This window comes from Sphingobium sp. TomTYG73 (assembly GCF_055394245.1).
Genome location: NZ_AP027339.1, coordinates 2,090,840 through 2,105,512, shown reverse-complemented (window position 1 = coordinate 2,105,512; position 14,673 = coordinate 2,090,840). Strand labels below are relative to the sequence as shown.

Annotated in this window: 13 protein-coding genes; 7 read left to right on the top strand and 6 right to left on the bottom strand. The window is 63.3% G+C overall.

Translation table 11 applies throughout. The features are described 5' to 3' along the window. Positions 1-58 precede the first annotated feature (58 nt). The 3 genes from ACZ5TH_RS10605 to ACZ5TH_RS10595 all read right to left on the bottom strand — a co-directional run bounded on the left by ACZ5TH_RS10605 (position 59) and on the right by ACZ5TH_RS10595 (position 5,747). Positions 59-1,324: a DUF445 domain-containing protein gene (locus ACZ5TH_RS10605; protein ID WP_464795100.1), complete on the bottom strand. Its 1,266-nt coding sequence runs from the start codon at positions 1,322-1,324 to the stop codon at positions 59-61. A gap of 67 nt (positions 1,325-1,391) precedes the next feature. Then, on the bottom strand, positions 1,392-4,553 hold the full coding sequence (locus ACZ5TH_RS10600; RefSeq protein ID WP_464771465.1) for an efflux RND transporter permease subunit: 3,162 nt from the start codon (positions 4,551-4,553) through the stop codon (positions 1,392-1,394). 24 nt (positions 4,554-4,577) lie between these two features. After that, positions 4,578-5,747: an efflux RND transporter periplasmic adaptor subunit gene (locus ACZ5TH_RS10595; RefSeq protein ID WP_464793878.1), complete on the bottom strand. Its 1,170-nt coding sequence runs from the start codon at positions 5,745-5,747 to the stop codon at positions 4,578-4,580. Positions 5,748-5,922: 175 nt separating this feature from the next. Here ACZ5TH_RS10595 and ACZ5TH_RS10590 point away from each other — a divergent pair, with 175 nt between their 5' ends. Continuing rightward, entirely contained in the window at positions 5,923-6,171 is a 249-nt protein-coding gene (locus ACZ5TH_RS10590; protein ID WP_460986944.1) for a GlsB/YeaQ/YmgE family stress response membrane protein, read from the top strand. A 67-nt stretch (positions 6,172-6,238) separates the two neighbouring features. On the opposite strand, the gene ACZ5TH_RS10585 is transcribed toward ACZ5TH_RS10590, so the two are convergent. From ACZ5TH_RS10585 to ACZ5TH_RS10575, 3 genes are all read right to left on the bottom strand, one after another. Beyond that, entirely contained in the window at positions 6,239-6,493 is a 255-nt protein-coding gene (locus ACZ5TH_RS10585; protein ID WP_449474394.1) for a GlsB/YeaQ/YmgE family stress response membrane protein, read from the bottom strand. A gap of 210 nt (positions 6,494-6,703) precedes the next feature. Then, positions 6,704-7,003, bottom strand: coding sequence for a CtrA inhibitor SciP (sciP, locus tag ACZ5TH_RS10580; protein ID WP_097092542.1), 300 nt, complete (start codon positions 7,001-7,003; stop codon positions 6,704-6,706). Positions 7,004-7,110: 107 nt separating this feature from the next. Next, entirely contained in the window at positions 7,111-7,407 is a 297-nt protein-coding gene (locus tag ACZ5TH_RS10575; protein ID WP_196224785.1) for a hypothetical protein, read from the bottom strand. Between the two features lie 123 nt (positions 7,408-7,530). Here ACZ5TH_RS10575 and mnmA point away from each other — a divergent pair, with 123 nt between their 5' ends. The 6 genes from mnmA (at position 7,531) to ACZ5TH_RS10545 (ending at position 14,570) form a co-directional block, all read left to right on the top strand. Next, complete coding sequence (mnmA, locus tag ACZ5TH_RS10570) at positions 7,531-8,637, top strand: tRNA 2-thiouridine(34) synthase MnmA (protein ID WP_464793877.1); 1,107 nt, start codon at positions 7,531-7,533, stop codon at positions 8,635-8,637. A 41-nt stretch (positions 8,638-8,678) separates the two neighbouring features. Next, positions 8,679-9,341 carry an ATP phosphoribosyltransferase gene (hisG, locus tag ACZ5TH_RS10565; protein WP_464793876.1) on the top strand — a complete coding sequence of 221 codons (663 nt, stop codon included), beginning with the start codon at positions 8,679-8,681 and terminating at the stop codon, positions 9,339-9,341. Further along, positions 9,331-10,620: a histidinol dehydrogenase gene (hisD, locus tag ACZ5TH_RS10560; protein ID WP_464793875.1), complete on the top strand. Its 1,290-nt coding sequence runs from the start codon at positions 9,331-9,333 to the stop codon at positions 10,618-10,620. Before hisG ends, hisD begins: the two co-directional genes overlap by 11 nt. Positions 10,621-10,713: 93 nt before the next feature. Beyond that, the gene (gene nusB, locus ACZ5TH_RS10555; protein WP_460986942.1) at positions 10,714-11,160 is read left to right on the top strand and encodes a transcription antitermination factor NusB; all 447 of its coding nucleotides are present in this window, start codon (positions 10,714-10,716) and stop codon (positions 11,158-11,160) included. A 119-nt stretch (positions 11,161-11,279) separates the two neighbouring features. After that, positions 11,280-12,194, top strand: a complete 915-nt coding sequence (gene thiL, locus ACZ5TH_RS10550; protein WP_464793874.1) for a thiamine-phosphate kinase — start codon at positions 11,280-11,282, stop codon at positions 12,192-12,194. Positions 12,195-12,446: 252 nt separating this feature from the next. Beyond that, positions 12,447-14,570: a sodium-translocating pyrophosphatase gene (locus ACZ5TH_RS10545; RefSeq protein ID WP_464793873.1), complete on the top strand. Its 2,124-nt coding sequence runs from the start codon at positions 12,447-12,449 to the stop codon at positions 14,568-14,570. The last annotated feature ends 103 nt before the right edge of the window (positions 14,571-14,673 follow it).

The window sequence follows — 14,673 nt, the reverse complement described above, 5'->3', positions numbered from 1 at the left end:
TTGCCGACGCCAGCTAGCGATCGGTGATCCGGCTTTCAAGCCTGTTCGTGGTAAAATGTCAAAACAGCGTGTCGATCGCGTGAATGGCCAACCCTACAAGGCCACCGACCAAGGTGCCGTTGATCCGGATATATTGGAGGTCACGGCCGACAGCGCTTTCCAGACGGTTGGTCACGGTTCCCGCATCCCAGCCGCGCACGGTTTCGCTCACCAGCTTCACGATGGAATCGCCATAGGCGGCCGTCGCGCCGACTGCCGCGCGGCGCACGAAGCGGTTGATCAGCAGGCGAAGGCGGGCATCGTCCTGAAGCGTGGTGCCCAACTGGCGCAGCGCCTCGCCCAGCCGTCCCGCCATCGCCTTGCCCGGATCGCGGACGGCGCGCAGCAGGCCGGATCGTGCTTGCTCCCAAAGTCCGTCGATCCACCGCTGCATCGCCGGATTGTCCACGATCTCATCACGAATGCGGGCAACCCGCTCCTGCATCGCAGGGTCGAATTGCAGGTCGCTTGCCAGCTTCGCCATGCCCTCCTCGGCCTTGAGGCGCAGGCTGTGGGCCGGGTCAGCCGCCATCTCGGCCAGCATACGCCGCAGTCCGTCGATAATGGCGTTGGACAGATTTTCATCCAGGCCCGTCCAGCGCAGAACCTTGCCTGCCCGGTCATGCACCATCTGACGGATAAGGTGGTCGTTGGCTTCCAGCGTGCGATCGGCCCAATGGATAATGCCGTCCATCACCGGCGCATGGCGGCCATCGCGCATCGCCGCCTCTATCGCCTGACCGATCAGCGGCGCGATGTTCATGCCCCGCAGCCGCTGCGCGATCGCGCCCTTTACCATGCCGCCAAGCCGTTCCTGATCCAAGGCCTCCAGCATGTCGGCCACCAGCCGCGACGCGCCTTCGCGCAGGCGGCCGTCCCCGCCTGACGGGCTGGCGAGGAAGCGCCCTGCGGCGGCGGCGACGTCCAGCCGCTGCATGCGCCGGGCAACAACGGCGGGGGTCAGGAAATTGTCGCGCAGGAAGAAGGCTAACGTATCGCCGATCCGGTCCTTGTTGCGCGGGATGATCGCCGTGTGCGGGATGGGCAAGCCCAGCGGATGCCGGAACAGCGCGGTGACGGCGAACCAGTCGGCAAGGCCGCCCACCATCGCGGCTTCCGCAAATGCCTGAACGAAACCGATAGCTGGATGCAGATGAACGGTAGATCGCGCGGCGAGGAACAGCAGCGCCATTGCGATCAACATGCCCGTCGCAACCACCCGCATGTCGCGCGGCGGCCGGACAGGCACGTCGGCCGCGATCGGGGGAGCGGGAAGTTGCTTCATCGTCCGTCCAACGGTTACGCCGCCGTTTCGTTCAGCCATGCGCTTCTTTCAGGCGATCCGACTGCCATCATTCCGCCGGTTGTGCATTTCCCTCATGCTTTGCATCGTCCCCCGGCTTGTATGTAAGCAGACGGCGGCTGAGGCGCGGACCCGCCCATCCTTCGATCTGTAGCGCCAGACTGAATGTCGCGGGCACGATCACAAGGGTGAGGAGCGTGGACAGCAGCAAACCGCCGATCACTGTGATGCCCATGGGCGCGCGCCATGCACTGTCGCCGCCAAGGGAAATGGCGGTAGGCACCATGCCCGCGACCATCGCCACGGTGGTCATGACGATGGGCTGAGCGCGCTTGTGCCCCGCATCGATGATCGCGTCGAACCGAGGCACGCCCTTCTGGATTTCCTCCAGCGCGAAGTCGATCACCAGAATGGAGTTCTTCGCAACGATCCCGAGCAGCATCAAGATGCCGATCATCACCGGCATGGAGATAGGGTGCCCGGTAAGATGCAGCGCCAATGCCCCGCCGAGCGGCGCCAGCAGCAGCGATCCCAGATTGACGAACGGCGGCATCAACCGCTTGTAGAGCAGTGTCAGCACCGCGAGCACCAGAAGGATGCCGGAAATGACCGCAACCGTGAAGTTCTTGAGCATTTCTGCCTGCCACTTCGATTCGCCGGTGTTGATCTTCTGAATGCCCGGGATACGGCCTTCACTGATTTCCTTCATCGTGGGCAGCGCGTTGATCTTCTTCATGGCCTGACTGCTGACGATACCGGGTGCGAAGTCGGCATCGACGACGATCCGGCGGATTTGGTTATAGCGACGGATTTGCGTCGGCCCGGCGCCGAATTCGATATCGGCGACGACCTTCAACGGAACCGAACCGCCGCTGACGGTCGGCACGGGCATATTCTCGATCGTCGCGATGTCGCTGCGGCTGTCCTCGGCCACGGCCACGCGGATGGGAATCTGGCGATCCGATAGCGAGAATTTGGCCGTATTCTGGTCTATGTCGCCGATCGTGGCCACGCGAATGGTCTGGCTGAGCGCGGCGGTGGTGACCCCCAGGCTCGCGGCCAGGTCGAATCGGGGTTTGATGATGATCTCGGGCCTATTCATGTCGCCCTGGACCCGGGGCGACCGGACTTCCTTCACGCCGCTCATTTCGGAAACCAGCTTGTTAGCGACACGATCCAGCAGCGCGGCATTGTCGCTGCCGAGCATGATCGTAACGTCACGGCCCATGCCTCCACCCGCTTGCGACTGGAAGTTCACACGGGCATCCGGAATTTGCTGGAAGCGGGGCGCCATGCTGCGTTCCCACTCGACCGAGGAAGCAGGCCGGTCCTTCTTCAGTGTAAGATAGATGTTGGCGCTGGTCGGTTGGATGTCGGCGAAGGCCGCGTTGACGAACTTGGTGTCGGCGGTCAACATGTCCGCAACGCGCCGGGCGACTGCGGTGGTTTGCTGTAGCGTGCTGCCGGGCACGGTTTCGATCTTCACCTGGCTGTAATCGGTGTTCATCGATGGCTGGAATGCCATTGGCAGCGTCCCGAAGGCGAGCAGCGTGGCGATGAAGGCCAGCCCCCCGATGCCGACGGTCCAGATGCGGTGGTCGCGCAGCCAGGCCGCAAAGCGGGGGCGGGCGCCTGATGCGCGATAGGCTTTGGCCCGGCTTTCATCGAGCGACCAGTGCAGCACACGCATATAGACGTCCATCAGCCAGCCCTCGCCATGGCTTTCCTTGCCGTGCGCCTTGAGGAAATAGGCCGCGACCATGGGCGTAATGAGGCGAGCGACGGCCAGGCTGAGCAGCACCGCGACCACGACGGTCATGCCGAACTGGATGAAGAACTGGCCCGAAACGCCGGGCATCAGCGCAACTGGCAGGAATACCGCGACAATAGCCATCGTCGTCGCCAGCACTGCCAGGCCGATCTCGTCGGCCGCGTCGATCGATGCCTGATAGGCTGTCTTGCCCATGCGCATGTGGCGCACGATATTTTCGATCTCCACGATGGCATCATCGACCAGCACGCCCGCGACCAGGCTGAGCGCCAGCAAGGAGGTCACGTTGAGCGTGAAGCCCATCATGTCCATGAACCAGAATGTCGGGATGGCTGACAGCGGGATTGCCGTGGCGGCGATAATCGTCGCGCGCCAGTCACGCAGGAACAGGAACACGACGACGACCGCCAGCACCGCGCCTTCGATCATGGACTGCATCGCCGCATGATATTGGCTCTTGGTATAATCGACGCTGTTGAAGAGTTCCTTGTAGCGGATCTTCGGATTTTCTTTCTTAAGCTGGTCCAGCACCTTGATCGCATTGTCGAACACGGTGACGTCGGATGACCCCTTCGCCTTTTCCAGGCTGAAGCTCGTCACCTGCATGTCATTCATCAGCGAAAGCGACCGTTGTTCGCCATACATGTCGCGCACATCGGCAAGGTCGGACAGCTTGACGGTGCGGCCGCCGGAGATGGCGATCTGGGTCTGGCCCAGGGCATAGGCGTCCTGCGCATTGCCGAGCACGCGGATCGCCTGCTCGGCTCCCGCGATTTCGGTGCGGCCGCCCGCCGCGTTCAGGTTGACCTGTTGTAACTGCTGATTGACTTGCGCAGCCGTGACGCCGTGCGACTGCAGCTTGGCGGGGTCGAGGATAACGCGAATTTCGCGGGTGACGCCGCCACCACGCCTGACCGCCGCCATGCCCGGCACGGCAAGCAGACGCTTGGCGACAGTATTATCGACATACCATGACAATTGTTCCAGCGTCATGTCGGTCGCTTCGGCACTGAAATAGGCGATCGGACGATCGGCATCGAGCCGCGTCACCTGCGGTTCCAATATGCCTTCTGGCAGTTCGCTACGGATCTGGTCGACAGCGTTCTTGACGTCGGCAACGCCCCGATCGATCGGCGTTCCGATCTGGAACTGCACGATCGTCATCGAATTGCCTTCGGAGACGGTCGAGGTGATTTCGTCAACGCCGCTGATGCCGCGCACGGCGGCCTCGACACGCTGCGTCACCTGGGTTTCCAGTTCCGGCGGCGCGGCGCCCGGTTGTAGTACCAGCACTTGAGCGATGGGGAAGGTGACGTCGGGCTGCTGGTTGATGTCCATGCGGCCAAAGCTGACCATCCCCGCGAGAAGCAGGGCGACGAATAGCACGAGCGGGGACACCGGGTTGCGGATGGCCCAGGCCGACATATTACGAAAACTCATGACGGCTTCCTCGCCTGCGCGGGCTTACCCGGCCTTTTGAACTTGCGGCCGCACCTTCTGCCCGGGCCGCAGAAAGGCGCCTGCCGACGCGACAATACGTTCGCCGCCATTCAGGCCTCGCGTAACCGCGACGCCCTTCGGGGAGACCTGTCCGACCTCGACGCCGCGCCGTTCGGTCTCGTCCTGCGCGTTGACGATGTAGACAAACTGTCCCTTGGCATCGGTCTGCACGGCGGACTCCGGCAGCAGCGGGGCCGTTGCCGTGCCGCTGACGATGCGGGCAGCGGCAAATCCGCCGGGGCGGATCGCCTTGTTATAGGGTATGGAGATGCGCGCGATGCCCTGCCGCGTCTGTGGATCGACGACCGGAGAAACCTGCCAAATGCGTCCGGTGAATTCCGTCTGGCCACCGACAGGGGTGACCGTCGCGCTGTTTCCCGGCCGCAACGTGGCGAGATCGCTCTCGCTCAGTTGGGCCAGAAGTTCCATCTCGCCATCCTTGGCCATGCGGAAAAGCACGCCGCTGCCCGAACCGACAATCTGACCGGGTTCGACATCGCGGGTCAGGATCAGCCCGGATGCAGGGGCGCGAATATCAAGCCGTCCCGTCCGGGCACGCTGTTCGGCCAATTGTGCAACCGCGACATTCACTCGGGCGTTGGCGGCATCACGCGTGGCTATGCGCTGATCGATATCGGCCCGGCTGATGAAGCCGCGCTTCACAAGGGCCTGGGCACGGTCGAGCTGCGCCTGAGCCAGCTTCGCATCGGCGCGATTTACCTCTACCTGTGCGGCAAGCGAACGAACCTGCTCCGCCTGTACCGACCGCTCGATCACCGCAAGCACCTGCCCGGCGCGAACCCAATCGCCCGGTTGCACCAGCACGCGCGTCACCTGCCCGCCCTCACCGACGACTCCGACAGGCATTTCCACACGCGCGGCCAGTGATCCCGTGCCGCTGACGGTGCGGGCCACGACGGACCGGCCTGGCACGAGGACGGTGACGACCGGCGCGTCTTCCGCAGGGGCTGCCCTATCCCCTTTCTTGCCATGCATGCTGATCCAGGCTGCAACGGCAATCAGGATGATCGCAATCACCGCGCCAATCGTCAGCGCCCGCCGCCTTGAAGGGCGCGGTTCTTCGCCAAAGACGCGCGCCGGAACATCTCCGGCCACCTGAGTTTCGTAATTCATCCTGATTCCATCATTCGGCCGACGGGCCGACCGGCGCTGTGTTATATGAATACATCACCCGGCTCAACCCTCAATACACTTTGCGCATCGGCGGAGCAACGCGGGCTGGCCGCCTTTGCTTGCCAAATTCATGCGCCTGTGGCGCTATGCGGCATGAAGTGGATGGGAGGCTAGGATGGAATTACTAGGTTGGATCATCGTCGGCCTGTTCGCAGGAGCGATTGCCCGGTTTGTGATGCCGGGCAGAAATCCCGGTGGATGCGTGGTTACGATCCTGCTGGGAATAGCGGGGGCATTATTCGCCGCTTATGTCGGTCGATTATTGGGTGTCTATGAAGCGGACGAACAGGCGAGCTTTCTTGCGGCCGTATTGGGCTCGATAGCCGTTCTGGCCATCTATCGCTGGTTTGCGGGGCGCGGCTGAACGAACGGCAAAAAGGGCCGCGTCGAAACGCAGCCCTTCATACCCGCCAGCGTAGCTTCCGGGGTGGTTAACGCATTGATCCGCGACGGACCAGGTTGACGATGGCAAGCAGCACGATCGCACCCACGAGGGACACGAGGAAGCTGTACAGCGTCAGACCCTCATTGATCGAACCGCCACTGAAAATCAGGCCGCCGATAAAGGCGCCGACTATGCCCACCACGATGTTTAGAAGGATGCCCTGCTGCGCATCGGTGCGCATGACCATGCTGGCAAGCCAGCCGATGATGCCGCCGACAACAAGCCACAAAATGATACCCATTTCACACTCTCCTTGGACCACCGCCCCCAGCGGGTTGGCTGATGTATTTAACGGCGAAGTCGGCTTCGCGTTCCCTGGGAAATGTTTCTGGCTTGACAATGGCCGGTGAATCGGTGCGCGATCCAAGTGAAAGGGCCGCCGGATTTGCATCCGGCGGCCCTTGATGTGCCTGCATCCTTCGCTGTCCGGCGTTGAGCCGGACGAGAAGGATCAGTATTTCTGCTGCCGTTCGTAGAGCGACTTGTAATATTGGATCCGCGTAACGCGCAGGCCGTGCATGCCCGAACGATCGACAGCGCGCTGCCAGCCTGCAAATTCCTCAAGCGTCAGCGAATAGCGCGCGCACGCTTCATCGACGGTCAACAAACCACCATTGACGGCGGCGACCACCTCAGCCTTGCGACGGACGACCCAACGCGTCGTATTCGCGGGAGGCAAGCTCTCCAGAGTCAAGGGTTCCCCGAGCGGCCCGACGACCTGAGCAGGTCGGATTTTCTGATTTTCTATCATTCTCACCCTCAAAAAGCGGCACTGGCGTTGCCGAATTCAGCAGCGGCAACCGGTATGCGCGTCAGCCCTGAAGATCAGCTAAAGCGCCACGGTAAACGCCTCCTTCATCATCCTTGTCCCACTCTTAAATGCTGTGCGATCAACGGGTTGAAGCTTCCCGTTGGGCGTGCGGCCTCGATCATGCCGCCCGGACGTGGCGCGAACACTTCGGCCAAATCCTGGATCCAGTCGCTCGTCTCATCCTGCCCCCGCAGGACCCCGGCAACCGCCCGCGCGGTCGGGCTGGCCGCCTGCTCCGCCGCCGAAGCGGCGCGCAGCAGCGGCCAGACCGGCGCATGCGGCCGACTGACGGGTCTGGCATTGGCGGGTTTGAGCCCGCCTGCCCGAAGGAAACCAAAATCCATGGGAAGGGAGGTAGCGAAAAAAGGATAAGGTCCGGTAAACTCGCGGGGCCGAAACGACGCTTTGCAGCGCGCGGCGTGGAATCCCGCTGGAATGCAACGGCGCGGACGATTATATGCCCGGCCATGCAGCCCCAGTTCCAGTTGCCCGAACCGCTTGCGAAGCGGCGAATCGTCGTTGCCATGTCTGGCGGCGTCGATTCGAGCGTCGTCGCCGCCCTTGCCGCGCGTACGGGCGCCGAAACCATCGGCGTGACGCTACAGCTTTACGATCACGGCGCCGCTGTCGGCCGCACGGGCAGCTGTTGCGCGGGGCAGGATATACGGGACGCGCGCGCTGTCGCCGACCGTATCGGCATCGCCCATTATGTCTTCGATTATGAAAGCCGTTTCAGGGATTCCGTCATCGCCGACTTCGCCGATGAATATATGGCGGGGCGGACGCCCATCCCCTGCGTCAAATGCAATATGGGGGTGAAGTTCACCGACCTGTTCCAGATCGCGCGCGATTTGGGCGCCGATTGCCTGGCAACCGGCCATTATGTCCGCCGCGTCGAAGGCGCGCAGGGCGCCGAACTGCACCGCGCGGCCGATCCGGCGCGGGACCAGAGCTATTTCCTCTTCGCTACCACCCCGGCACAACTTGATTATCTGCGCTTTCCGCTGGGCGGTCTCCCCAAGCCGCAGGTCCGCGAAATCGCCGCAGAACTTGGCCTGTCGGTGGCGCTGAAGCCGGACAGCCAGGACATCTGCTTCGTGCCCGATGGCGATTATGCTGGCGTGGTTCGCAAAATTCGCCCCGACGCGGACGAAGGTGGCGAGATCGTCCATATCGACGGCCGCATCATGGGCACGCACAAGGGGCTGATCCACTACACCGTAGGCCAGCGAAAGGGGCTAGAGATCGGTGGGCAGGCCGAGCCGCTCTATGTCGTCCGTCTGGAAGCCGATGCTCGGCGGGTGATTGTCGGACCCAAAGCGGCGCTCGCGGTATCAGCGGCGCGGCTGAGCGACATAAACTGGCTTGGCGGCGACTTCAGCGGGCCGTTGACCGCCAAGGTGCGGTCGATGGCAAAGCCTGTTCCGGCAAGGCTGGAGGGTGATCGCCTGATGTTTGACGCCCCCGAATATGGCGTGGCGCCAGGTCAGGCCGCCGTGCTCTACGCGGGCGACCGGGTGCTGGGCGGCGGCTGGATCGAGGCCACCGAGGCTGCACTGGCGCAAGCTGCATGAATATTGTCCTTTGTGGCGCGCGCGGCTAAGGCCCGCCGGTCATGACTCGTCCACTCACACTCGCCATTCCCAAGGGCCGCATCCTCGATGAAGCGCTGCCGATGCTCGCGCGCGTCGGTATCGAGCCTGAAGCGGAATTTCATGACAAGAAAAGCCGGGCGCTGCGCTTCGCCACCAACCGGCCCGATATTTCGATCATCCGCGTGCGCGCCTTCGACGTCGCGACCTTTGTCGCCCACGGCGCGGCGCAGATCGGCATCGTCGGTTCGGACGTGGTCGATGAGTTCGATTATTCGGAACTCTACGCGCCGGTCGATCTCGACATCGGTCATTGCCGTCTGTCGGTCGCTGAACCCGTTGACCTTGCGGGCGAGGATGAGGCCGCGATGAGCCATGTGCGGGTCGCCACCAAATATCCTTACCTCACGCGCCGCTATTATGAGGCGCGCGGCATCCAGGCCGAGTGCGTGAAGCTGAATGGGGCGATGGAACTCGCGCCCTCGCTCGGCCTGTCGCGCCGGATCGTCGATCTTGTGTCATCAGGCGCGACGCTCAAGGCGAACGGTCTGATCGAAACCCATGTCATCATGCAGGTGTCGGCGCGGCTGGTTGTCAATCGCGCCGCCTACAAGATGCGCTCGGCCGAACTGGCGCCGCTGGTGGAAAGCTTCCGCAAGGCCGTGGGGAAGCGCGATGCCGCTTAGGCTCGACAGCCGCGATGCTGACTTTGCCGCTGCCTTCACGGCGCTGGTCGATGCCCGGCGCGAGGCCGATGAAGACGTATCGCGCGACGTCGCGGCAATCCTGAAGCGCGTCCGCGCCGAAGGCGACGCCGCGCTGGCCGATTACACCAGCCGGTTCGACCGGCACGATCTGGAGGCAAGCGGCTGGGCGGTTACCCCCGCTGAGTGCCGCGCCGCGTTGGACGGCATCTCGCCTGAGTTGCGCGGGGCGCTGGAACTCGCGGCGGCGCGGATCAGCGCCTATCACGAAAAGCAGCGACCGCAGGACAGCGACGGCACCGATAGCGCTGGCGTACGGCTGGGCGCGCGCTGGCAGCCGGTGGATGCGGCTGGGCTTTACGTGCCGGGCGGCCGGGCGGCCTATCCCAGCTCGCTGTTGATGAATGCCATTCCCGCCAAGGTGGCAGGTGTGTCACGCATTGCCATGGTGACGCCCACGCCCAACGGCGTGATCAGCCCGCTCGTCCTTGCTGCTGCCAGCATCGCGGGGATAGAGGAAATCTGGCGCGTGGGCGGCGCGCAGGCCGTGGCTGCGCTCGCCTATGGCACGGAACGGATCAAGCCGGTCGATGTCATCACCGGTCCCGGCAATGCCTGGGTCGCCGAAGCCAAGCGTCAGCTTTACGGCGTAGTCGGCATCGATATGGTCGCAGGACCGTCCGAGATCGTCGTCGTCGCCGACGGGAAAAATGATCCGGACTGGATCGCCGCTGACCTGCTCAGCCAGTCGGAGCATGATCCGACCAGCCAGTCGATCCTCTTCACCGACGATGCCGCTTTCGCCGATGCCGTGGCGGCGGCCGTCGAAAAGCGACTGCCGCTATTGTCGACGCAAGCAGTCGCCACGACCAGCTGGGCGGCAAACGGCGCGATCATCCTCGTGCGCGATCTGGAAGAAGCGATGCCGCTGGTGAACCGGCTGGCCGCCGAACATCTGGAATTGGCGGTGGATGATCCCGACGCCCTGTTCGCGCAGGTCCGTCATGCCGGATCGGTTTTTCTCGGCCGCATGACCCCCGAAGCCGTCGGCGATTACGTCGCAGGCCCCAACCATGTGCTGCCCACGGGTCGCCGTGCACGCTTTTCCTCAGGGCTTTCGGTACTCGACTTCATGAAACGCACCAGCTTCCTCAGCCTGGATCAGGCTGCGATCGATGCGATCGGCCCGGCGGCGGTCGCGCTGGCGGAGGCGGAGGGGTTGCCTGCCCATGCCGCCTCGGTGGCGGTGCGGCTCAAATAACTTCCGTTCGCCCCATGCTTGTCGAGGGGCAGTATTTTCTTCAAGAAGGGCAGGGCTTCGACAGGCCAGCCCGCACGGCTATATGGAATCCTGATGACCGAACGCTCCAAATCCCGCTCCGCAGCCCGGCTTGCCGCGGTGCAGGCGCTGTACCAGCTGGAAATGGAAGGGACGCCTCTCGCTACCCTGCTGCATGAATTTCATCAGCACCGACTGGGCGCGACCATCGAAGACGTGACCTATGCCGATGCGGAAGAGAGCTTTTTCGACGATGTCGTGACCGGCGTGGACAAGCGGCGCGGGGAAATTGATGCCATGATCACCGCCCGCCTGTCCAAGGGCTGGAGCCTTGAGCGGCTCGACAAGCCGATGCGCCAGATCTTGCGCGCAGGCGCCTATGAACTGATCGCGCGCAAGGATGTGCCGACCGGCACGGTCATCAGCGAATATGTCGATGTCGCTCATGCCTTTTACGACAAGCGCGAGGCGGGTTTCGTCAACGGCCTGCTGGACGGCGTCGCGAAGGACGTGCGCCAGTAACGAACCACCTCCGTTCGGGCTGAGCCCTTCGACAGGCTCAGGACAGGCTTGTTGAAGCCCTTAACTTCTTTAAAAGAAGAAAGACCCTTCGACAGGCTCAGGGCGAACGGAGGTCAATTATGTCCGCTGAATCCCGTTTCCTGACCCTCTTGCGCCTGCTGGCCAATGATCCCGCCGCGCGCGGCTTGCAGGACGATGTAGCGGTGCTGGACGTGGGCGGCGCGCGCCTGATCCTCACCAGCGACACGATGGTGGAGGGGGTGCATTATCTCCCCGGCGATCCCCCTTTGGACATCGGCTGGAAACTTGCCGCCGTGAACCTCTCGGACCTTGCCGCCAAGGGCGCGCGGCCCGTAGGTTGTCTGCTCAATTACGCGCTGTCGGGCGACGATGGCTGGGACGCGGCGTTTCTAGAGGGGCTTGGCGAGGCGCTTAGCCGTCATGCCATGCCGCTACTTGGCGGCGACACGGTGCAGATGCCGCTGGGCAGTCCGCGCAGCTACAGTCTGACGGCGATTGGCGAGACAAGCGGCCTCGTGCCCGCCCGTAGCGGCGCGCGCGCAGGTGATCGTCTCTATCTGACGGGTCCAGTTGGCGATGCCGGAGCGGGGCTTGAACTGCTCCGCGCGAACGCCGCCGCTTCCGGGCCGCTGGTGGAGGCTTATCGCCGCCCCCGGCCTCGGCTCACCGAAGGCGCGCTGCTTGCAGGCCAAGTCCATGCGATGATGGATGTGTCCGACGGCCTGCTGATCGATGCCGCGCGCATGGCGCAGGCTAGCGGATTGGCTGTCACCATCGATCATGTTCCGCTTTCCCCGGCGCTGGAGGCGGTCAGCGGCGGCAGCACTGCCGCTCAGGTCGCAGCGGCGCGGGCGGGCGATGACTATGAACTGCTGTTCGCACTGCCGCCCACGACAAATCCGCCAGTACGGGCCATTCCGGTTGGTCGTTTATCATCGGGATCGGGGCTGAAGCTGATCATCGACGGCGCAGAGATGCCGTTGCCCGACCGGCTAGGCTGGGAACATGGCTGAGCTGGGAGCCCGCCAAGCCCTGATTCTGGTGCGTTTTGTAACGGCTTGACGCCGCCCGTCCTGTCTGTAGCTTCCGTCCATCCTTTTCTCAGCCCGGTTGGACGCCCATGACGCGCGTAACCTTGATGCTGATTGACGCGGTGCCTGATGCCGGATGCGTGAATTCCGGCCGCCCGCGCTTATGCCTTTCGCCCGCCCGTTTTTCCCTGCGGAGCGGCCGATGACAGCAAAAACAGGGGGAGAGGAACATCCATGCAGATTGTCTATATCGCCATAGGGTGCGGGCTATTAGCCCTGCTCTACGGCCTGATAACCAGTCGTCAGGTACTGGCGGCCTCCGCCGGCAATGAAACCATGCAAGCGATCGCGGGGGCGATCCAGGAAGGGGCGAAGGCCTATCTCAGCCGCCAATATATGACCATTGGCATGGTCGGGGTCGTGGTTGCGGCGATCGTCTTTTTCTTTCTGGGCGCAACGTCCGCAATCGGCTTCCTGATCGGCGCAATCCTGTCCGGGTCGGCTGGCTTCATCGGCATGAACATTTCGGTGCGCGCCAATGTCCGCACCGCCGAAGCCGCACGCACGACTTTGCAGAGCGGCCTCACCGTCGCCTTTCGTGCTGGCGCGATCACCGGCATGCTGGTGGCGGGATTGGCGCTGCTCGCGATCAGTGTCTTCTTCTGGTATCTCACCGGACCCGCAGGTCATGCGCCGGACGATCGACTGGTGATCGACTCTCTGGTCGCGTTGGCTTTCGGTGCCAGCCTCATCTCGATCTTCGCGCGCTTGGGCGGCGGCATTTTCACCAAGGCGGCGGACGTTGGCGCCGACCTTGTTGGCAAGGTGGAAGCGGGCATTCCCGAGGATGACCCACGCAATCCCGCCGTGATCGCTGACAATGTGGGCGACAATGTCGGCGACTGCGCCGGTATGGCGGCCGACCTGTTCGAAACCTACGTCGTCACCGTTGGTGCGACCATGGTGCTGACGGCACTGCTGGTGAGCGGGGTCGATAACATCTTCCTGCAACGGCTGATGGCATTGCCGCTGATCGTCGGCGGGGTGTGCATCATCACGTCGATCATCGGCACCTATATGGTGCGTCTTGGTGCCAGCCAGTCGATCATGGGTGCGCTCTACAAAGGCTTCTGGACGACAGCGATCCTGTCGATCCCCGCGCTCTATTTCGTCACCCAGTTCACGCTGGGCGATCTTCAGACGCGCTTCGGCACCGATCTGGATGGCAATGGCGGCTATTCCGGCATGGAGTTGTTCTGGTCGATGATGGTGGGCCTCGGCGTGACGGGTCTCATTGTATGGATCACCGAATATTATACCGGGACCAACTATCGCCCGGTGCGCAGCATCGCCCGCGCATCGGAAACTGGCCATGGCACCAATGTTATCCAGGGCTTGGCCGTCAGCCTGGAGGCGACCGCGCTGCCGACCCTGGTGATCGTGGGCGGCATCATCGTCTCTTATAGTCAGGCGGGCCTGATCGGCATTGCCTTTGCGGCTACGGCGATGCTGGCGCTGGCGGGCATGGTCGTGGCGCTCGACGCCTATGGTCCCGTCACCGACAATGCGGGCGGCATCGCGGAGATGGCGCATCTGGATGACAGTGTGCGGAGCAAGACCGACGCGCTGGACGCAGTGGGCAATACGACCAAGGCGGTGACGAAGGGCTATGCGATCGGGTCAGCCGGGCTTGCTGCGCTGGTGCTGTTTGGCGCTTACACGGAGGATCTGAAATTCTACAACTCGGCCCTCGGCCTGACCGAGCCGGTCGATTTCAGCTTGTCCAACCCCTATGTCATCGTCGGCCTGCTGCTCGGCGCATTGCTGCCCTATCTGTTCGGCGCAATGGGCATGACGGCAGTGGGCCGCGCCGCAGGTGACGTGGTGAAAGACGTTCGCGATCAGTTCGCCACCAACAGCGGCATCATGGAAGGCACCTCACGGCCCGACTATGCCCGCACTGTCGACCTTGTCACCCGCGCGGCGATCAAGGAGATGATCATCCCCAGCCTGCTGCCAGTGCTGGCGCCGATCGTCGTCTATTTCGCCATTTCAGCCGTGGCCGGAACGCCCAATGGCTTTGCGGCGCTCGGTGCATTGCTGCTGGGCGTGATCGTGTCCGGACTGTTTGTCGCCCTTTCCATGACATCGGGCGGCGGCGCATGGGACAATGCCAAGAAATATATCGAAGACGGCAACCATGGCGGCAAAGGATCGGAAGCGCACAAGGCGGCCGTGACCGGCGATACCGTGGGTGATCCCTACAAAGATACCGCCGGGCCTGCGGTCAACCCGATGATCAAGATCACGAACATCGTCGCGCTGCTCTTGCTCGCCGCTCTGGCGCACGGCGTCTGACGGCATTTCGCAACGAAAAGGATATGACCCCGCCCTACCATGGGGCGGGGTCATTTTTTGTGCGGGAGGCGGATTTGACGGTTGCCGCTATCGGTCACGCCGC

Bases quoted from the DNA above. Each gene is read 5' to 3' on its own strand.
- ACZ5TH_RS10595 (WP_464793878.1), bottom strand. From the start codon at position 5,747: ATGAATTACGAAACTCAGGTGGCCGGAGATGTTCCGGCGCGCGTCTTT.
- mnmA (WP_464793877.1), top strand. From the start codon at position 7,531: ATGCAGCCCCAGTTCCAGTTGCCCGAACCGCTTGCGAAGCGGCGAATC.
- hisG (WP_464793876.1), top strand. From the start codon at position 8,679: ATGACTCGTCCACTCACACTCGCCATTCCCAAGGGCCGCATCCTCGAT.
- sciP (WP_097092542.1), bottom strand. From the start codon at position 7,003: ATGATAGAAAATCAGAAAATCCGACCTGCTCAGGTCGTCGGGCCGCTC.
- ACZ5TH_RS10585 (WP_449474394.1), bottom strand. From the start codon at position 6,493: ATGGGTATCATTTTGTGGCTTGTTGTCGGCGGCATCATCGGCTGGCTT.
- ACZ5TH_RS10545 (WP_464793873.1), top strand. From the start codon at position 12,447: ATGCAGATTGTCTATATCGCCATAGGGTGCGGGCTATTAGCCCTGCTC.
- nusB (WP_460986942.1), top strand. From the start codon at position 10,714: ATGACCGAACGCTCCAAATCCCGCTCCGCAGCCCGGCTTGCCGCGGTG.
- ACZ5TH_RS10590 (WP_460986944.1), top strand. From the start codon at position 5,923: ATGGAATTACTAGGTTGGATCATCGTCGGCCTGTTCGCAGGAGCGATT.
- thiL (WP_464793874.1), top strand. From the start codon at position 11,280: ATGTCCGCTGAATCCCGTTTCCTGACCCTCTTGCGCCTGCTGGCCAAT.
- hisD (WP_464793875.1), top strand. From the start codon at position 9,331: ATGCCGCTTAGGCTCGACAGCCGCGATGCTGACTTTGCCGCTGCCTTC.
- ACZ5TH_RS10600 (WP_464771465.1), bottom strand. From the start codon at position 4,553: ATGAGTTTTCGTAATATGTCGGCCTGGGCCATCCGCAACCCGGTGTCC.
- ACZ5TH_RS10605 (WP_464795100.1), bottom strand. From the start codon at position 1,324: ATGAAGCAACTTCCCGCTCCCCCGATCGCGGCCGACGTGCCTGTCCGG.
- ACZ5TH_RS10575 (WP_196224785.1), bottom strand. From the start codon at position 7,407: ATGGATTTTGGTTTCCTTCGGGCAGGCGGGCTCAAACCCGCCAATGCC.